This is a genomic window from Evansella halocellulosilytica (genome assembly GCF_002335745.1).
Lineage (GTDB): Bacteria > Bacillota > Bacilli > Bacillales > Salisediminibacteriaceae > Bacillus_CA > Bacillus_CA halocellulosilytica.
Genome location: NZ_NIST01000001.1, coordinates 4,066,616 through 4,085,123, shown reverse-complemented (window position 1 = coordinate 4,085,123; position 18,508 = coordinate 4,066,616). Strand labels below are relative to the sequence as shown.

The window sequence follows — 18,508 nt, the reverse complement described above, 5'->3', positions numbered from 1 at the left end:
TTTGAACATGTTATAATGAATTTGGAGGTGATTAAATGCTCACAACCATGACAAATGTCGACGTCTTACAAGAAGCATTAGACTTTGGAGAAATCATAACTTCCTCTGAAGTATTTGATTCATATATTCAGTCAAAAGAGGCTTTAGATCAAAATAAGGAAGCGCAGCATTTGATCAAACATTTCCAACAGCTGAAAGAAAAATATGATGAAGTTCAGCGCTTTGGGAAGTATCATCCTGACTTTAAAACGGTAACATCTGAAGTTAGAGAATGGAAAAGGAAACTCGATACACATGATGCGATCGTTGAATATAAACAAGCTGAAGAAGAGTTACACCAATTACTAATTGATGTAAGTCAAATGATTGCACAAGCAGTTTCCCCACAAATTAAAGTTCCTACTGGTAATCCATTTTTTGACCAGGATGGGTGCGGTGGCGGATGTGGATCAGGCGGAAGCTGCGGCTGTTCTTAAAAGCATTTATTGATTTCTTCCATTTTACGTGCTAGACTGTTGGCAAAGAAGCTATTAAACGATGTTGTTTATAAAGGAGATTATCATCATGGTCGGAAATCGAGTAGGACTTGCCATCTGGGTGCATTCCTTGAAACAAGTAAAACAATTAAAGCGATTAGGGAATGTACATTATGTCTCCCGAAAAATGAAATACATTATCATGTACTGTGATGCAGACCTTGTCGAAACGACAATCGAAAAAATAGAATCGTTCCACTTTGTAAAAGAAGTGTCCATGTCAATGAGGCCATGGATAAAAACGGAATATCAAAACGCTGTTCCTGAAAAGGAAAAAGAGTACGATTATAAAATGGGAATATAAATGCTGAACGTATGAACCTCTAACATTTGTTGGAGGTTCTTTATTTAGTTAAAATAGTTGATTGTCAAAATTAAGACGCCAGCGGGAAAAGCAAGAGTGTTCTTTTGTGCGACGAGTAACCGCAGAAGCAACGAGCGTTTCACGATCTCTTTCTTTATTTTGGTTTGAAATTTCGTCACTCGAAATATATAATAGAATCATAGACAAAGGAAGTGAAGATGTATGCCCCGTTGGAAGAGGAGTTTATTTATTTTAATGGGATGTCAATTTTTAGTGATGGGCTCTATGACGATGATCATCCCATTTTTACCACTATACTTACAAGAACTAGGGGTAACCGATCCACAAGCTTTAAGTCGCTGGACTGGAATTATTTTTGGAGCGAATTTTTTAACAGCTTTTTTATTTTCTCCAATGTGGGGGAGACTGGCTGATCGGCACGGACGTAAGCTAATGCTTCTTAGGTCTGGGTTCGGAATGGCAATTGTTATTACGTTAACAGGATTTGCCACAGGACCATGGTCATTGCTTTTATTAAGGTTGTTGAACGGTGTCATTTCTGGATTTATCCCAGCTTCGATCGCCTTAACATCAATGAACACTCCTAAGAAAGAAGCAGGCTATGCACTTGGGATGTTACAAGCTGGAGCTGTAGCAGGAGGAATATGTGGACCATTATTCGGTGGTTTAATGGCTGACATAATGGGTTACCGGATGATTTTTTATGTTACAGGTGCTGCCATTCTCATAGCTGCTTTTGTTGTGTTAATGTTTGTCCATGATCAATTTGAGAAAAAAGAAACGACGAAGAAAACGAATACGGTACAAGATTTTAAAACGATTATTCGTACATCACCAATCCTATCACTTTTTTTCGTCATGTTTGTTGTACAATGTGCATTAATTGGGGTAAACCCGCTTCTTTCAATTTTTGTCCAAGAACTATCACCCTCGCAAAACATCGCTTTTTTTGCAGGTTTGGCGATGTCGATTATGGGTATTGCGAATATGACAGCAAGTCCGTTTTTAGGAAAACTAAGTGATAAAAAAGGGGCTCAATACGTCTTATTTGGTTCGTTACTGTTTGCAGCATTGGCATCACTTCCGCAAGCTTTTGTAGATAACTATTGGCAATTAATTGGATTCCGCTTTCTCTTAGGTCTGTCTTTAGGAGGGTTATTACCAGCTCTGAATACGTTAATTAGGCACCTTGCCCCTGAAGGGATGGAAAGTCGTACATACGGTTTTTCCAATAGTGCAATGTATTTGGGGAATATGCTAGGTCCAATATTAGGAGGATGGTTATCGTCATTTGCAGGGATACGCAGCTTATTTATAGCGTCAGGAGTGTTGCTGCTAATAAATTCTTTCGTCGTAAAAACGAAAGTAATTCCATTAATAAAAGAAAATCGATCACGTCAAAATACAAGCTGACGTGGTCTGTTCTTTTCGTATCTTCTTGTGTATACGAATAGAAGATTGACAATTTTCGTATGTTGATTGTCAAAAATGACGAGACGCCAGCGGGAAAAGCAAGAGAAGAAGATCCATCGGGGGATTTTCCCGCGATTAGCTGAAGTCTTGCCCGCGGCAAAGAAGAACCGATGAATGAAAACGAAGTGCAGCACGAGTAGATGTCGCACTTGTGCTCTGGAGTGCAAGCGAGTAATATTTTGACCAATCTCCCCTCATTTATCATTCCCTTTTAAAAAGCTTTATAAAAGCAAAAAAAACCCGCAGAATTTTCTGCGGGTTGCCTCATTATAAAGGATAAATGTGTTGTTAAACACGCTCTTTCCTTTATAAAGGCTATGGGAGAGGAGAAACCGGAGGAAGAACTTATGGGGAAACGTAAGCCTTCTCCGCGGTTGTCAGCAACATGATCTTTCATGTTGCTATCTTTATTATGGAAAAACTGAAACTCGTTTATACATAAAGAGGAAGAGTAAGAATCTTTTGACCACTTTTAATTTCCTCTCTGAGTCGTTTTATGGTAGGATATGAATGCAAAAACATACATAATATAAGGTGAAAAATATGAGAGTAATTAGTGGAACAAGAAAAGGTATTACGTTAAAAGCAGTACCTGGCCAGTCAACTAGACCGACAACTGATAAAGTGAAAGAATCTATTTTTAATATGGTCGGTCCATATTTTCAAGGTGGAACGATCTTAGATTTATATGGTGGAAGCGGGGCTATTGCAATTGAAGCAATTAGCCGTGGAATGGAACATGCTGTTATTGTTGACCGCGATAAAAAAGCGATTTCTACTATATATCATAATACGAAAATAAGTGATGTACAGGAGAAGGTTGAAATTTTTCGAAATGATTCTAAACGTGCATTACGAGCGATCGCAAAGAAAGAACGGAAATTTGATCTTGTTTTTTTAGACCCACCTTATGCAGATCAACGGCTTCATGAGGAATTACTCTTCTTATCAGAACATGAGGTAGTAAGAGAAGGAGGGACGATTGTCGTTGAACATGGAGCAGGTGTTCACCTGCAAACGGAATACGAGAATATTGTTGAGAAAAAAAATGAACAATATGGAGATACAATGATCCGTATTTTTAGAAGAGTAAGGGAGGAAAAATAAATGGGCAGTATCGCTGTATGTCCTGGAAGCTTTGATCCGGTGACGCTTGGACATTTAGATATTATCACGAGAGGTTCGAAAATCTTTGATAAAGTCATCGTTTCCGTATTAAATAATAGAAGTAAAAACCCGCTTTTTTCAGTAGAAGAACGCATTGAGCTCTTAAAAGAAACAACAAATCATTTGCCGAACGTAGAGGTTGATCACTTTGACGGACTATTGATCGACTACGTTAAAAAGAAACAAGCGAACGCGATCATCAAAGGCTTGCGTGCAGTATCAGACTTCGAATATGAATTACAAATGGCGTCAATTAATCGAAAATTGGATGAAGAAGTAGAAACGTTTTTCATGATGACAAATAACCATTATTCTTATTTAAGTTCGAGTATTGTCAAAGAGTTAGCGAAGTACGAAGCTTCAGTAAATGATCTCGTTCCACCTGCAGTTGAAAAGGCTTTACGAAATAAAAACCGTATGTAACGTTCAAAAAGAGATATTCTTATGTAACACTATCGTATCTAAAGTTTTGGACGAAGAAGCAGTTTGCTTCTAATCCGTGTACTTCAGGAGGTTGTGATGAATCGCTTGATAGGAAAAAATAGAACTTGATCATACGGATAAAAAGGCTGCAGATAATTCGTGCAGTTTTTTATATAAAAGTTTTTTTAGGATTGGTATTCTTACATTGTCTAAACAGCAACAAAAGTAACGAATAGTTGGAAGGTATACTGCTTGCTTTCACCCCAGGGCACAAGTGCGACATCCGCTCTTACTTCACTTTGTTCGTATTCACGGTGTCTTCTTTGCCACGGACGAACGGTTGAGCTACTTCGATCAAGCTCGAAGGGATCTCAACTCGTCCGTTTTTCCGTAGGAAAGAGCATTGCTTCTTCGAAAATACATCGATTTGTCTCGACGGATAAACAACAAAGCCATACTAGTAGAGGAAGAGACAGTCGCGCAGTACCTTCCACCTTTTGATGCCAACTTTATTTGCGTGATGTCATTTATAATCTTAAAAGATGGATACGATATGAACATAAATATCTTTGATAACAAAAGCCCATTCCCATTTAAATGAGATAAAAAATGAGCAGAGATCAACTTCCCACAACGTTTTTCTGCTATTAGTATGTCATTTAACTATTATCATGTACTCGAAAGAGCGCTAGGCGGTGACTCAGGCGGGAAAAGTAATCGTCGAAAATCCCCTAGGTGCATACAGTGTGGCACCTAGGAAGTTGAGGGATTGCCCGCTGCAAAGAAGACACTACGAATGCAAACGAAGTGCAGCACGAGTAGATGTCGCACTTGTGCTCTGGAGTGAAAGCGTCCGCCTTATAGCGATTTCGAATTCTATTTGATGATGAAAAGGGATGTCCTCAAAATTCTTTTGGCACGGACCAAATTAAATAGGTCCCTTAAGGGACTCTTGTGGTAAAGTGCCCTTATAGGGTGAAATTAAAACAGCCCGTTTTACGGGCGGATACTTATTAACGAGAAAGTGTTGTGCTGTTTAATGCTTGATAACTCGTATAGCAAATATAAATAATGAGTGAGCTGAGTGTAATATAACCTCCCCAATGGAGGAACCATTCGTACAATTGAATCATAGAGGATGAAAATGACTCACCTTTCATGAGAGGAAGGAAAACCGTGCTGTCTCCTCCGTCCTCTTGATATAGTCGCTCAAATAAAAGGGCAGCTAGACCTGCAGCAAAGAGTCCGTGAAGACAACGCCCTAGAAAAAAAGGCTTGAAACGGATATCTGTTTCAGCGAGGATACTCGCGACTTGAGCTTGGACACTAAAACCGTTAAAGGCTAAAATAAAGCTTGTAATAATGACTTGCTCATATAAGCTTGTTTGTATCGTATTACTAATTAATTGGCTTCCTAATGTTATTTCAAATAAGCCGGAAACGATAGGTGTACTTAATTCATCAGGCATTTGGATGAGCCCAAGTAACATCGTAATGAAAAATGAAAAAATTGCAGAGATATGAATCAATGCTAAAATTTGATTTAAGACAGAAAAAAGAATAATAAATCCACCGATCATTAGTAATGTTTGAATCGCTGACTGTATAGCATCTCCCATCAATTTTCCGATCGGCCTTTGATCTTTAAGACGTTCCTTATGCATAGACGCAATCGCATAAGAAAGTGAAAATCTTTTTTTATTCCTGCTTCTCAGTTCTTCTTTCCGGCCATAAAATCTCATCGCAAGCCCGACAAGCAGGTTGCCGCCGTAATGAGAAGCAGCTAAGACGACACCGAGTGCAGGATTATGAAAAAACCCTACTGCAATCGCACCAAAAATAAATAACGGATTAGAAGCATTTGAAAATGAAACGAGTCTTTCTCCTTCAATAGCTGTAATTTTGTTTTCCTGTCGTAAGCGGGCTGTTAACTTTGCTCCAGCTGGAAAACCAGATGCTAGTCCCATTGCCCAAACAAATCCTCCAGATCCAGGAACGCGGAATAATGGGCGCATAATTGGTTCAAAAAGCGCACCAATAAAAGAGACAACTCCGTATCTTATTAAAAATTCTGAGATAATGAAAAATGGAAGTAGAGATGGAAAGACGACATCCCACCACATAGAGAGACCGCGAACCGAAGCTTCATATGCTTCTTTAGGAAAGATCATAAATGAGACTGCCAAAATTGATACTGAACTGGCATATAGAATCGTTTTAATATAAGCGGAATAAGAATGCATTGTGAACTCCTTTTCTAAAGTTGTATTAGCCATTTTCATTTTGTTCAAATCGTATATATGTTCGCTTTCGTTAACATGTACCACGTACATAAGAAAATCTGAAACATAAACTTGTCCTTAGTAAAATATACGTATGTTAGGTGAAAGTAGACCTTGAATTCGTTTCGGTACTTGGAGGGGAGTAACTGAATGAACCCGAAAATTGGTTTAGCATTAGGTTCAGGTGGATCTCGAGGCTTTGCTCATATCGGGGTCTTAAAAGTGTTAGAGGAGACAGGAATAGAAGTTGACTATATTGCGGGAAGTAGTATGGGAGCTTTAATTGGTGTATTATTTGGTGCAGGCCATTCTTCAACTATGTTAGAAAAAATGGCTATTCAATTTCGCAGAAAATATTTTCTTGATTTTACCGTTCCGAAAATGGGGTTTATTAAAGGAGATAAAGCAAAGCAAGTCATTCATATGCTAACGAAGTATAAAAATATTGAAGACTTATCACCCGAAATTGCTGTCGTAGCAACGGATTTGTTGAAAGGAGAAAAAGTCGTTTTTACAAAAGGCAATGCCGCAGATGCTGTTCGAGCAAGTATCGCGATCCCTGGTATTGTCGTTCCTGAAAAACTAAATGGGACATTATATGTTGATGGCGGAGTAATTGATCGTGTTCCGGTTAGTGTCTTGAAGAAAATGGGTGCTGATATTATTATTGCTGTGGACGTATCATTTTTTAATTCTGAACCTGATATTTCAACGATATATGATGTGATTATGCAGAGTATGGATATAATGGAAAAAGAAATGGTAAGATATCGTGAAATTCAATCAGATGTGATGATCCGTCCGATACTTAAACATATAAAAGCAACACAGTTTACCGATGTAGAAGAGATCATAAAAGTAGGGGAAATCGAAACAAGAAAATATATGCAGCAGTTGAAAAAGAGGATACAGGAGTGGAAGGAGCAACATCATGAGTCATGAAAATCGAGTTTCTAGAAGATCAATCATAAGATGGGTCATCCTATTTGCTATTTTGCTTTTTATAAACTTTTATGAGTTACCGTATTATTTTACGATTCCAGGTGATGCGAAAGTATTAAGCGAAGTGATTGAAGTTGAAGATAAAAATGAATACGCAGGTACGTTTATGCTTACGACAGTTAGAATGGGGAAAGCAAATGTCGTGAATTATGTTTGGTCGATGTTTAGTGATCAGAGAGAAATCATCCCAGAGGACCAAATAAGGCCAGAAGGAGAGACTGACGAAGAGTACCACCACAGGCAAATGATGATGATGGCAGGATCACAAGAACTAGCTGTCCTTGTAGCCTATAATTATGCTGGAAGAGAGGCATATTTTGAAAATTATGGTGTATTAGTCACGTCGATTATTCCGAAAATGGATGCAGAGGGAAAGCTGCAAATGGGTGACAGAATCATTGCAGTAAATGATGTAGAAGTATTAGAGGTTGAAACGCTTTTTGAATTATTAGGTCAACATGAGATTGGTGATCAAGTGAAAATCACGGTTGAACGGGAAGAAGAAATACATGACTACTCATTAGCTGTTCAACCATTCCCTGAGGAAATTGACCCTGAAGGTGATCGGGGTGGTGTAGGGATTGCTAACCCTGTTACTGATCGCGTATTAGTTAATAGACCGGATGTGTTCATTGATACGGCAACAATTGGAGGTCCGTCAGCAGGTTTGATGTTTTCTTTAGAAATATATAATCAGCTTGTTGAAGAAGATATTACGAAAGGTCAACATATTGCTGGAACTGGATCGATTGATGAAGATGGAAACGTAGGGCGTATAGGCGGTGTGAGACAAAAAATTATTGCTGCTGATCAAGCGGGTGCATCTGCATTCCTTGTCCCGAATGAACGAGGAGCGATTGAATCGAACTATGAAATTGCGCTAGAGACTGCTGAAAATATTGATTCAAATATGGAAATTGTTCCAATTGATACGTTTGAAGAAGCGTTGCAATATTTAAATGAATTACCACCAGCATCCTAGAGCAAGAATTTACGAAACAGATCTTTAAAATTTTCTTATTACGTCTGAAGAAAAAGGAACCTTTATCATTAATGAAAGGTTCCTTTTTCTTCGTTATATCGAATTGGCCGTTGGTTATATTCATTCATAAATGCATCTGAACCGATTATAGGTAAATTACGTAATTGCGCAGCTTGGATTTCTTTTTGCAGTACAGGAAGGTGTTTCCCTTGACTAGCCGTCGTAATGAGTGGAATGTTTAATGATTTCTTTTTAGCTGATAAATAATGCTGCCCTTTACTGCTCATCCCTAGAATACGAATATACGTTGGCTGCAATGGATTGGAATGCTCATCCATAAATTGTTTAGACGTATTCATAATGAGATGAACGAGCAACCTTTGAATTCTTGTCCACGTATACCGCTTTGTTTTTACTAAGTCAACAAACTGGTAAAAGCTGTCCGCTTTTGTAATCATCTTTTTTAAACGATATTCAATTCCTTCCGTACATTCATAAATTCGATTTAGCGAATGAATGTCTTCAGTCAGTAATTTGTATTGTAACAAAGGAAACAGAGTTTCCCATGAAGCAAAATGCTCACCGTTTTTAATAAGGTTTAGAAGCTCTTCTGTCGTTGCCACCGGTAAAAATGGTGCAACTTCCTTCACATCTTTATTTTCTACTAAAAGTTGATTGCGTATTGCCGTAGCACTCGTTATTTTGTGATCTGTTGGAACAATATCATGATATCCGGCTTTTTCTCGCTTGATTGTTGCTGGTGTAATTGATGAAGATAGTTTTTTTATTGATAAAACATAATGGTAACCTAATATATTATTCGGTTTAGAGAGGTCGATTGTATCATCTGCTTTACAAACTTGCTGAAATGCTTTCGCAAATGCTGCAGGATAGCTGTTCCCTTCTTTTATAAATGTTTGAATAACGGAGTCAATATGATCTCTATGTTGATGAATATGTTCAACAGTGTTGATGAAACGGGTGATATTCCCTTCTTCACTGCCGAAACAAAGCTCATCTATACCAAGTGTATGTAACAGTGCAACTGCTGCATCAGAAAATACTTCTGCTTTATGCGCGGAATAAAGATATGGCAGTTCGACAATGAGATCTACTCCAGCTTTTAAGGCCATTTTCGTTCGGCTCCATTTATTCGCAATTGCAGGCTCACCGCGTTGTAAGAAAGACCCACTCATCACTGCAACAGTTACATCAGCGTTCGTATGTTTTTTTGAAGCTTGCAAATGATATAAATGTCCATTATGAAAAGGGTTATATTCTACAACAACTCCTAATGACTTCATTTTTGTATCACTCCTTACTAATTAGGAAGGTTATGACTATACCTTTAAAACTTGGACCATATGTCCATTCTATACAGAAATGAAGAAAAAAACACGATTTCGATCAAATATCCTCCCTTTAAACAAGGGGGAATCTATGATATTCTAACAATTAATGACCTTTGATTAAAGGATAAAAATGGAAGAAGCTCTCGTTAAATTCGGCAAGATAAGTCGTGATCTTTTTGTCCTCTTTTTTGAACATGCACTTTAAATAATAATGTAAAGAAGTTACCTTGACAAAAGGATACACGAAGGATATAATTACATTTGTTGTCTTGAGGTGAAAAACCTATGAAATGGTCGGTTCAGCAATTAGCAGCCTTTAAAAATAAAGGATTGCATATCGAAGAATCGGTAGATGTTAGCGAAGTAAAAGAGATTGACCGTGAAATTCGTGAAATAACTCCTGTTCAAGTAAAAGGAGATGGTTATTTTTCCAGTAAGACGGTTACTTTCAACCTTGAAATTTCTGGATCAATGACTCTTCCTTGTGCAAGAACATTGAATGATGTGGAGTATCCTTTCACCATTAATGCCAGAGAGATTTTTCAGCTGGATGAATGGGCCACCTTCGAAGAGGATGACGAAGTTCATGAATTGGAAGATAACACGGTTGATTTATTACCTTACGTAAAAGAACGTATTTTATTAGAAAAACCAATGCGGGTCTTCAGTGAGGAAGACGAAGGTCCAGCCCCGAAATCCGGCAAGGATTGGGAACTGAAGACGAAAGATGAGGACCAAACAAAAATGGATCCTCGTTTAAAGGAACTTGAAAAGTTCTTTGATAACAATTAACTTCTTCTTAATGAGGATGTTTGAAGATCTCCAAGGAGGTGGGACTCATGGCAGTACCTTTTAGAAAAACGAGTAAAACTCGCAAAAGAAAGCGTCGTACACATTTTAAATTAACTGTACCTGGTATGGTGAAATGTCCTGAATGTGGTGAACCAAAACTTTCACACCGCGTATGTAAAGAGTGCGGTTCATATAAAGGACGAGACGTAGTAAACAAATAATAAAGTAAAACAGGAGGGATCTTTCCCTCCTCAGGCTGTTGAGAAAGTTTTCTCAACAGCCTTTTTTTAAAAGAAAAGTATGATATCTCACGATCTCATCCCTCCCGGCGGCCGCTTTCCATGGGGCTTGTCTTCAACTAATTCTGACTCAGCGAAGCATCGTCAGAATGGATTTTCAGACTGCGCTGATCCCATTGGAGTCGCCGCCTTTCGTTCTTCAATCAACCTAGAACATCCATCGTTTCCTATTTAGAAATGATGGTTATTTTTTCATCAGTTTTATCTGATTATTCAGGTAAATATAGTATCATATAGATAAAACCACTCGTGAGGTGATCGTGTGTTACGCCCCATTCGTGCACAACAAGTTGAACTCGAAATGGTCTCTATCGATCAGTTAGTCCCAGACGACCACTTACTAAGAAAAATTGATGCCACAATTGATTTTTCCTTCATATATGACAAAGTAAAACCTTACTACAGTGAAGATAACGGTCGCCCACCAATTGATCCGGTTATGCTTTTTAAAATGATGTTTATTGGATACCTTTACGGTATCCGATCTGAAAGACAGTTAGAAAAAGAAATTGAGACAAATATTGCTTATCGATGGTTTTTAGGATTAAGTCTAACTGATTCGGTTCCTCACCATTCCACCATAAGCTTCAATCGGCATAAACGGTTTAAAGAAACAGACATTTTTCAAGAGATATTTGATGAGACCGTTCTTCTGGCTATGAAGCATCGTATGGTTGGCGGGAGAGCTTTATTTACTGATTCTACCCACCTTAAAGCCAATGCAAATAAGCGGAAATTCACTAAGAAGACGGTTCAAGTTGAAACACGCGAGTACATAGAAGATCTAAATAAAGCGGTTGAGGAGGATCGAAAAGCACATGGAAAAAAGCCCTTACCGGAAAGAGAAGAGATGGTAAAAGAAAAAGAGATTAAAGTCAGTATGACAGATAAAGAAAGCGGCTATATGTTCAGGGATGGAAAGCCCGAAGGGTTCTTTTATTTAGACCATCGGACAACAGACATGAAATTTAATATTATTACTGATGTTCATTTAACACCAGGAAATATCCATGATTCCCTGCCGTATTTAAATCGACTGGACCGTCAGATAAAGACATTTGGTTTCAATGTGGAAGCTGTCGGATTAGACGCGGGCTACTTAACCATTCTCTTATGTAAAGGGTTAGAAGATCGCCATATTATGGGGGTTATCGCACACCGCCGCTTCAAACCTAAAAAGGGGGATTTGCCAAAGTGGAAATTTACCTATAACAAAGAGACGGATACTTATACATGCCCTAATGGTAGCACCTTATCTTACGCTACAACGAACCGCGAAGGCTATCGTCAATACCATTCAAACCCTGCAGAATGTGTAAACTGTCCCCTGCTTAACCAATGTACGAAAGCCAAAAATCATAAAGAAGTTCTCACAAGGCATGTATGGGAAGACAGTAAGGAAAAAGTGAGAGAGCATAGACTTTCCGCAACAGGGAAATTCCTCTATAAAAAAAGAAAAGAAACCATTGAGCGAAGCTTCGCGGATGCCAAACAGCTCCACGGGCTTCGCTACTGCCGGTTACGCAGCTTAAAGGGCGCATCAGAACAAGCGTTGGCAGCACAGAACATAAAAAAGATCGCAAACCACCTCTCAGCGAGCTAAGAGGTGGTTTCGGCCATTCTTCACCGTAGGGTGAGCAAATTCTTCTGACGAAAATAATAAAGAGAAACCCGCACTTCTCAAAAAGTGTGGGTTTCTCGACAATCTGAGGAGGGATCTTTCCCTCCTGATTTTTACGTTTGATTCTTTCGGTGGTGGATGTGGTCTAGCGGAACTGTAACGAAGTAAATATAGAAAAAATGGCTATTTTTTTAGTATTTCAACTTGAATTAGCAACAAAGTATACTGTAAGAGTGATATTAAATGAAAAGGCTGTTACTGAAAGGAGAGGGGCGTATGAAAGTCGTATGTCGTTATGTAAATGAAAATATGGCAGAACTAATATTGAATCGTCCAAAACAAAAAAATGCTGTCGATATGGAGGTTGTCCATCAATTATTAGAGCATCTGAAGCGTTTATCTGAAAATGAGAATCTCACAATCTTAATGATTAGAGGTGAAGGTGGGGCTTTTTGCAGTGGTGGAGATTTGCAAGCCTTTCACGAATTAAGGTCGAAAGATGATGCGTTAACGATGTTAAAGCCTATGTGTCAAGTACTAAAAAAAATTGTTGCATTACCTGCTGTTACTGTTTCATTTATAGATGGACCTGCAGTGGGAGGGGGAGCAGAAATTGCTGCATCTACTGACTTTCGTATTGCTACTAAAAGGTCTAAAGTAGGTTTTATTCAAGGGCGATTGCATTTAACGACAGGATGGGGCGGAACATCGATTTTAAAGAGAAGAGTAGGGGAAGTAGTGGCATTGCAAATGACGGGGACTGCTCATATTTATACAGCTGAAGAAGTTAAGGATATAGGATTTATTAATAAAATTGTCCCATCAATAAGCGAGGCTTATCTATGGGCAGAGCGATGGATCACCGCTCCAGCAGTGATCCGAAACTATAAATCGATTTTAAGTATCGATAAAGAGAAGTTATATACAGAAATGAACCGTGAGGTTGACATCTGTTCGTCCTTGTGGGAGTCCGAAGAACACCACGAAGCAGTAGAATGTTTTTTGAGAAAAGAGAAAAAGTAATCAATTCTACGCGATTTGACTAGCTTTGAAAGAATGTCGTCCTTCTTATCTGTTTATACTAGTTGTAGCTAACGATATGGAAATTAATCATAGGATGTCTATGAAATATGCTCGAATCATAGTCAAGTTATAGATAAACAAGAAAAATTCAATTGCTTATAGTAAAAAAAGTCTATCGTTTCTACTAATTGCATACATATATTTTGAACATATGTGAAGGAGGGGTTATTTCATTGGTTAGGCAAGATGCGTGGAACCAAGATGAAGATTTATTATTAGCAGAAGTCGTTCTAAGACATATCCGTGAAGGAAGTACCCAATTATCAGCATTTGAAGAAGTAGGAGAAAAGCTATCGAGGACTCCAGCGGCGTGTGGGTTTCGTTGGAACTCATCAATACGAAAAAAATATGATTCAGCTATCCAACTGGCCAAAAAACAACGTAGAGACTTAAAAGGGAAGGATTTTAAAGAATCGGATGTGGAAACGTCAACGAAGACGAGTCAAAAGGTAAATGGAACTGATGATGAGCAAGACCTTATCGAATCAATTGAGCACGTGATTGCATTTTTGTTAAACCGAAAAGAAGAGTTGCTTAACGAACAGGAAAATACCGAGGAAGATGTTGAATTATTAAAAGAAGAAAATCAGTCATTACAATTGGAACTGAGAAGGTTAAAGGAAGAATATGAATTTATTAAGAGTGATTATCAGCTTATGATTAATGTCGTAGAACGAGCTTCAAAACGAAAAGGTGAAGAATCCTTTTTGAAATAGAAAAGGATCCGAACATCTAGCTTGGCGATTAATATAAATATAATTGGCGATGTACTTGTCTCGTATTTATATTTGACTGTGCCGAGGTAAATGATTTTATTTTGACGTGTATTTTAATTGTCTTTCAGGACGTAAAAAAGGAAGTACTCCGTGCAATTGACACTTGGGGTACTTCCTTTTTTGATGTGTTAATAAATAAGGGCTTTAAACATGAAATTAAAGTTAAGAAATTTTTTGTTCGGAAGCGCCTTCAGAAAACCATACAAATGGGTTTTCACCACGGTCACGGTCTGTTTGATACGTAATAGGTTCAAATTGCATCTTCTTCCAAAATTCATCTGACCGTTGTCTCGCATTTGTTTTAATTGGCAGATTTAAGCTTTTAGCATAATCCACAAGTGCTTTTCCGATACCTCTGCCTTGGTATGCTGGTAAAACTTCTAGCTTCCATAATTCATAATAGTCCTGTGGGGGCTCGAAATATCGATCAAATTTAGCTTCAATTTTGTATAAGCTCATTCGAGCAACGAGCTTGTTACCAAAATATATACCGTAAAAAGGCGATTCACTATCATTATCTATAATATTTCCTTCTAAATCTTCTTTCATAGAGAGTTCCTGCTGTCCATATTCTCGGAAATTTTCAAATTCTTCAAGTGTTTTAAAGTTAATTTTGAGTCTGACAACTTCATACTTATCCATAAGCTTCCCCTCCAGTGTATCTATAAAAAATAATTATCTATATATTATTATAATTTAAAAAAGATAAAAAAGAAAAGGGTTTCAAATGCGGTAAAGATAAACTTTTTTATTTTATCGTATTCATGTACTGAACTGAAGGAATTTTCAGCTATATTGGTAATTTTTATGATAATATAAGGAGAGCAAAAGTCCTGACAATTATGTTCAAAAAAGGATCAACGAGTCATTCTTCTTTGATTGTGCTTCGTGTTGCTCACTTCTTTCTCCAAAATATAGAGACATAGACTAATATTAGTAAGGATTCGAGCGTATTTAAGCCAACGCAGAGATACGACAAAATTTTTTTTGCGGACTTTTTGAACATTTTATTTAAGGTTGTGAACGTATGAAAATATTAGTTGTTGGCGGAGGGTCTATCGGATTACTTGTTTCATCATACTTACAAATGGAAGGGCATGATGTATCTGTCGTAACGAGATTAGAAAACCAAGCAAAGGTAATAAATCGTGACGGTTTAATTATGATTAACAAAAATCGTAAGTATGTTGTGCGTGTTCAAGCTTTTCATGATATAAGTTATAAAAAGAATTCATATGACGTCGCGGCGATTGCGTTAAAACAGACACATTTAAACCGTTTTTTTGATGATCATTTACCTTATTTATCCGAATCCGCATTGCTATTTTTACAAAATGGAATGGGACATATGGAAAAAGCTGAATTGCAAACAGACAATCGCTTGTTTGCAGGTATTGTTACACACGGTGCATTAAAACTAAATGATAATAAAGTAAAGCATACGGGGAATGGAGGAATTTCGGTTGGATCATGGAAGAACAGCAATGATCAATTAAACGAAGTGACGAACGGCAAGCTTTTAGGCTGGAAGCAATCAAACAACATTCACGTCAACATGAAAGAAAAACTATTGATAAATTTAGTTGTTAACCCATTAACCGCTTTATACAAAGTACGTAACGGTGCGTTGCTGGACGACCCATATATAGCTCAAGTGAAGGCGTTATTTGAGGAAGGTAAACAGCTTTTGAAAATAAATGATGACTATTTCCCAACTATATTAAATGTAATACGAAGCACTTCAAAAAATAAATCGTCGATGTATCAGGATGTTCAAATGAAACGAAAAACAGAAATAGAATCGATTACAGGTTATTTATTAATACAAGCAAAAAAACAACATATTCATGTTCCGAATATTATGTTCGTTCATAACGCGATTAAAGACCTGGAAAGGAGTTGGGGAGATGTCTAATATTTTTATTGTTATTATTGCATCGATTGTTACAGTACCGCTGTTAGGATTTTATCTCATCTATATTATTACAATGAAAAGCACAAAAAATAAAGTGTTTTCTATAAAACTTGCTGCAGACCTTACCGTTATTTTGTTCATGACTTCTATCTATTTTATCGTGTTAGAAATATGGGGATTTTCAATTATATGGCTATTTATCTTATTCTTTTTAATAACAGCTGTTTTCTTTACGTTTCTCCATTGGAAAACGAACGATGATATATCGATTCATAAAGTATTGAAAGGTGTTTGGAGGTTTCAGTTTTTTGTTTTTTTCTTGGTCTACTTCTTTTTAGTAATATATGGGTTCATTTCTAATATTGCTGCTATTTAAGAACTGAGAGTAATTTCTAGAAAAAATCTAGTAGTCCCGGTACTGATTTCTTTACAACCGTATTTGTCGAGACGGTTCTGATCAGGCAGTGGTGACGATTCACATATCTCGCTCCTCTTTGTCTACTTGATTTCATATATACTTTCAAGTCATCTTCATTGGTAACCTGAAATAACTTTGCTATAATTAGAGTCGATTTATTTGGAAGGTCGAAATAACTTCACCTATCGAAAGTGAGAGGTTGAATCAGATGAAATTCGTTTGGGAAGAAGCGCAAAATACTGGATTTATAAACGAGTATTTACATAATGAAAAAGAGGCAGAATCCTTTTTTGATTATTCTTTAGAGGATAAATCATATTTATTAAGATATGGTGACTTAAAAACGCGTACATTTAAAAGAAAAGAATTAGTTGATGTACTCACAAATTTTAATAAAAAGCATCATGCAGATGATGCGACAATAGAGATGATCAATAAGCTTCAGGATGAACGATCTGTCGCAGTCGTAGGAGGTCAACAGGCAGGTTTATTAACAGGTCCGCTTTATACAATTAATAAAATAGTTTCGATCATAAAATATGCATCAGATATTGAGCGGAAACATCAGATTCCTGTCGTCCCTATTTTTTGGATAGCCGGTGAAGACCACGATATTGATGAAGTGAATCATACATTTCTCCATTATGAAGATCAAATTAAAAAGGTCCGTATTGGAGAAAGAAATGATGTAAAGTATCCTGTTTCAAATAGACGGATTTCTTCAGTGGACGGCCATGCGATCATTCAGGAGTTGTTCCAATTTTTACAGGAAACAGAATATACACGCAAGCTCTACGATGAATTAGTAGCAGATATCAATACGGATATAACTTATGTTGATTGGTGTGCCAAAATCATTCATCGAATATTCAAAGGTACAGGGATCATATTAATGGATGCTGCCTGTCCGGACATTAGAAAAATAGAGAGTGATTATTTTAAACAACTAATCCGTAAAAACGATCAATTACGTGGTGCATTTATAGAAGGTGCTTTGCGGTATAAAAAGGTTTATCAAGAAGAACCGATCGACATCGATGAAAATAATGCTCATCTCTTTATACATGACCAAGGTCAAAGGTATTTATTGTCTAAAGAAAGAGAGGTCTTTCTTGAAAAAGACAGCAATCGTCACTGGACTGAGGAAGAACTTCTTAATGAAATTAGTATTGACCCGAATTCTCTTAGTAATAATGTTGTATCACGTCCGTTAATGCAAGAGTTTTTACTGCCGGTTCTTTCGTTTGTTGCAGGTCCAGGAGAATTAAAATATTGGGCAACTTTAAAAGAAGTGTTTCATACTTTTCAAATGCGAATGCCTATTGTTCAGCCAAGGCTGCACTTTACCTTTATTTCAAGGCAAAGTGAAAAAAACTTGGTTAAACTAAGGTTGGATGATAAAAGTGTAACAAAAAAAGGGGTAGAAAAAGAGAAAGAACAATGGTTAATAGAACAAGAAAAAGCTCCTTACAAAGAACAATTTCAACATGCTGTTGAACAGATAGATGAAATTTTCTCCCACCTGTCTCCCACTTTTCAAAAATACGGGGAGGAATTTGAATCGTTACAGGAGACGTATAGAGAGAAAGCAAAAACTTATATGACTCAATTAGAAACAAAGTTTACTGCTCAATTGAAGAAACAAAATGAATCTGGTTTAAGACGATTTGATGTTGTACAATGCGAAATGAAGCCGAACGGGAACTTGCAAGAAAGGCAATTAAATATTTTTCCGTATTTAAATATATATGGACCAGACTTAATTGAACGAATGTTACAAACTGTTTTAGAAGAAGTCTGTCAACCCGGCCAACATGGATATATTTATTTATAATTAGTGTGTAAAAGTCCTGCAGGAAGCAGGGCTTTTTTTATTTTGTTTATATGACTAAGTTCAATGTCATTGATGAAGCTGACACACCACTCTTGCTATCAAGAAGGGGACTCGTAAGGTAACTTTTAGCGCTCGCCTGTCAGGTGTTTACGCTTTTCAAAAAAATATTTGAAATTGAAGTGGTAAGAAGTGGGGAGATGTGGTAAATTAGTGTTATAAAGTGGAGGA

18 protein-coding genes are annotated in these 18,508 nt (G+C 37.2%); 15 read left to right on the top strand and 3 right to left on the bottom strand.

What is annotated here, in order from left to right; all coding sequences use genetic code 11:
- Positions 1-35 precede the first annotated feature (35 nt).
- From CD001_RS19385 to coaD, 5 genes are all read left to right on the top strand, one after another.
- Positions 36-476 (top strand): YlbF family regulator, encoded by a 441-nt coding sequence (locus CD001_RS19385; protein ID WP_096189246.1) that lies wholly within the window; start codon positions 36-38, stop codon positions 474-476.
- 88 nt (positions 477-564) lie between these two features.
- Complete coding sequence (locus tag CD001_RS19380; protein ID WP_096189245.1) at positions 565-840, top strand: YlbG family protein; 276 nt, start codon at positions 565-567, stop codon at positions 838-840.
- Between the two features lie 222 nt (positions 841-1,062).
- Positions 1,063-2,274: an MFS transporter gene (locus tag CD001_RS19375; RefSeq protein ID WP_096189244.1), complete on the top strand. Its 1,212-nt coding sequence runs from the start codon at positions 1,063-1,065 to the stop codon at positions 2,272-2,274.
- 603 nt (positions 2,275-2,877) lie between these two features.
- Positions 2,878-3,441 (top strand): 16S rRNA (guanine(966)-N(2))-methyltransferase RsmD, encoded by a 564-nt coding sequence (gene rsmD / locus CD001_RS19370; RefSeq protein WP_096189243.1) that lies wholly within the window; start codon positions 2,878-2,880, stop codon positions 3,439-3,441.
- The gene (gene coaD, locus CD001_RS19365; protein ID WP_096189242.1) at positions 3,442-3,924 is read left to right on the top strand and encodes a pantetheine-phosphate adenylyltransferase; all 483 of its coding nucleotides are present in this window, start codon (positions 3,442-3,444) and stop codon (positions 3,922-3,924) included.
- Positions 3,925-4,937: 1,013 nt separating this feature from the next.
- On the opposite strand, the gene ylbJ is transcribed toward coaD, so the two are convergent.
- The gene (ylbJ, locus tag CD001_RS19360) at positions 4,938-6,167 is read right to left on the bottom strand and encodes a sporulation integral membrane protein YlbJ (protein WP_096189241.1); all 1,230 of its coding nucleotides are present in this window, start codon (positions 6,165-6,167) and stop codon (positions 4,938-4,940) included.
- Positions 6,168-6,356: 189 nt separating this feature from the next.
- Between ylbJ and CD001_RS19355 the strand changes: the two genes are divergently transcribed.
- Positions 6,357-7,148, top strand: a complete 792-nt coding sequence (locus tag CD001_RS19355; RefSeq protein WP_096189240.1) for a patatin-like phospholipase family protein — start codon at positions 6,357-6,359, stop codon at positions 7,146-7,148.
- On the top strand, positions 7,138-8,190 hold the full coding sequence (locus tag CD001_RS19350; protein ID WP_096189239.1) for a SepM family pheromone-processing serine protease: 1,053 nt from the start codon (positions 7,138-7,140) through the stop codon (positions 8,188-8,190). Before CD001_RS19355 ends, CD001_RS19350 begins: the two co-directional genes overlap by 11 nt.
- 68 nt (positions 8,191-8,258) lie before the next feature.
- Here the strand turns inward: CD001_RS19350 and CD001_RS19345 are convergent, their stop codons facing one another.
- Positions 8,259-9,494, bottom strand: coding sequence for a nucleotidyltransferase (locus tag CD001_RS19345; RefSeq protein WP_096189238.1), 1,236 nt, complete (start codon positions 9,492-9,494; stop codon positions 8,259-8,261).
- 333 nt (positions 9,495-9,827) lie between these two features.
- On the opposite strand from CD001_RS19345, the gene CD001_RS19340 reads away from it, so the two are divergent.
- The 5 genes from CD001_RS19340 (at position 9,828) to CD001_RS19320 (ending at position 14,053) form a co-directional block, all read left to right on the top strand.
- On the top strand, positions 9,828-10,334 hold the full coding sequence (locus CD001_RS19340) for a YceD family protein (protein WP_096189237.1): 507 nt from the start codon (positions 9,828-9,830) through the stop codon (positions 10,332-10,334).
- Between the two features lie 47 nt (positions 10,335-10,381).
- On the top strand, positions 10,382-10,555 hold the full coding sequence (gene rpmF / locus CD001_RS19335; RefSeq protein WP_096189236.1) for a 50S ribosomal protein L32: 174 nt from the start codon (positions 10,382-10,384) through the stop codon (positions 10,553-10,555).
- Between the two features lie 340 nt (positions 10,556-10,895).
- The gene (locus CD001_RS19330) at positions 10,896-12,236 is read left to right on the top strand and encodes an IS1182 family transposase (protein WP_096189235.1); all 1,341 of its coding nucleotides are present in this window, start codon (positions 10,896-10,898) and stop codon (positions 12,234-12,236) included.
- Positions 12,237-12,530: 294 nt separating this feature from the next.
- Positions 12,531-13,277 (top strand): enoyl-CoA hydratase/isomerase family protein, encoded by a 747-nt coding sequence (locus CD001_RS19325; RefSeq protein ID WP_179298823.1) that lies wholly within the window; start codon positions 12,531-12,533, stop codon positions 13,275-13,277.
- Between the two features lie 227 nt (positions 13,278-13,504).
- Entirely contained in the window at positions 13,505-14,053 is a 549-nt protein-coding gene (locus CD001_RS19320) for an RsfA family transcriptional regulator (protein ID WP_096190685.1), read from the top strand.
- A gap of 222 nt (positions 14,054-14,275) precedes the next feature.
- On the opposite strand, the gene CD001_RS19315 is transcribed toward CD001_RS19320, so the two are convergent.
- Positions 14,276-14,755, bottom strand: a complete 480-nt coding sequence (locus CD001_RS19315) for an N-acetyltransferase (RefSeq protein WP_096189233.1) — start codon at positions 14,753-14,755, stop codon at positions 14,276-14,278.
- A 385-nt stretch (positions 14,756-15,140) separates the two neighbouring features.
- On the opposite strand from CD001_RS19315, the gene CD001_RS19310 reads away from it, so the two are divergent.
- The 3 genes from CD001_RS19310 to bshC all read left to right on the top strand — a co-directional run bounded on the left by CD001_RS19310 (position 15,141) and on the right by bshC (position 18,280).
- On the top strand, positions 15,141-16,028 hold the full coding sequence (locus CD001_RS19310; RefSeq protein WP_096189232.1) for a ketopantoate reductase family protein: 888 nt from the start codon (positions 15,141-15,143) through the stop codon (positions 16,026-16,028).
- Entirely contained in the window at positions 16,021-16,404 is a 384-nt protein-coding gene (locus CD001_RS19305) for a DUF3397 domain-containing protein (RefSeq protein WP_257009864.1), read from the top strand. The genes CD001_RS19310 and CD001_RS19305 overlap by 8 nt, the downstream gene beginning before the upstream one ends.
- A 250-nt stretch (positions 16,405-16,654) precedes the next feature.
- Positions 16,655-18,280 (top strand): bacillithiol biosynthesis cysteine-adding enzyme BshC, encoded by a 1,626-nt coding sequence (gene bshC, locus CD001_RS19300; RefSeq protein ID WP_096189230.1) that lies wholly within the window; start codon positions 16,655-16,657, stop codon positions 18,278-18,280.
- The last annotated feature ends 228 nt before the right edge of the window (positions 18,281-18,508 follow it).

Coding starts and splice junctions, on each gene's coding strand:
- CD001_RS19385 (WP_096189246.1), top strand. CDS start 36: ATGCTCACAACCATGACAAATGTCGACGTCTTACAAGAAGCATTAGAC.
- CD001_RS19380 (WP_096189245.1), top strand. CDS start 565: ATGGTCGGAAATCGAGTAGGACTTGCCATCTGGGTGCATTCCTTGAAA.
- CD001_RS19375 (WP_096189244.1), top strand. CDS start 1,063: ATGCCCCGTTGGAAGAGGAGTTTATTTATTTTAATGGGATGTCAATTT.
- rsmD (WP_096189243.1), top strand. CDS start 2,878: ATGAGAGTAATTAGTGGAACAAGAAAAGGTATTACGTTAAAAGCAGTA.
- coaD (WP_096189242.1), top strand. CDS start 3,442: ATGGGCAGTATCGCTGTATGTCCTGGAAGCTTTGATCCGGTGACGCTT.
- ylbJ (WP_096189241.1), bottom strand. CDS start 6,167: ATGCATTCTTATTCCGCTTATATTAAAACGATTCTATATGCCAGTTCA.
- CD001_RS19355 (WP_096189240.1), top strand. CDS start 6,357: ATGAACCCGAAAATTGGTTTAGCATTAGGTTCAGGTGGATCTCGAGGC.
- CD001_RS19350 (WP_096189239.1), top strand. CDS start 7,138: ATGAGTCATGAAAATCGAGTTTCTAGAAGATCAATCATAAGATGGGTC.
- CD001_RS19345 (WP_096189238.1), bottom strand. CDS start 9,494: ATGAAGTCATTAGGAGTTGTTGTAGAATATAACCCTTTTCATAATGGA.
- CD001_RS19340 (WP_096189237.1), top strand. CDS start 9,828: ATGAAATGGTCGGTTCAGCAATTAGCAGCCTTTAAAAATAAAGGATTG.
- rpmF (WP_096189236.1), top strand. CDS start 10,382: ATGGCAGTACCTTTTAGAAAAACGAGTAAAACTCGCAAAAGAAAGCGT.
- CD001_RS19325 (WP_179298823.1), top strand. CDS start 12,531: ATGAAAGTCGTATGTCGTTATGTAAATGAAAATATGGCAGAACTAATA.
- CD001_RS19315 (WP_096189233.1), bottom strand. CDS start 14,755: ATGGATAAGTATGAAGTTGTCAGACTCAAAATTAACTTTAAAACACTT.
- CD001_RS19310 (WP_096189232.1), top strand. CDS start 15,141: ATGAAAATATTAGTTGTTGGCGGAGGGTCTATCGGATTACTTGTTTCA.
- CD001_RS19305 (WP_257009864.1), top strand. CDS start 16,021: ATGTCTAATATTTTTATTGTTATTATTGCATCGATTGTTACAGTACCG.
- bshC (WP_096189230.1), top strand. CDS start 16,655: ATGAAATTCGTTTGGGAAGAAGCGCAAAATACTGGATTTATAAACGAG.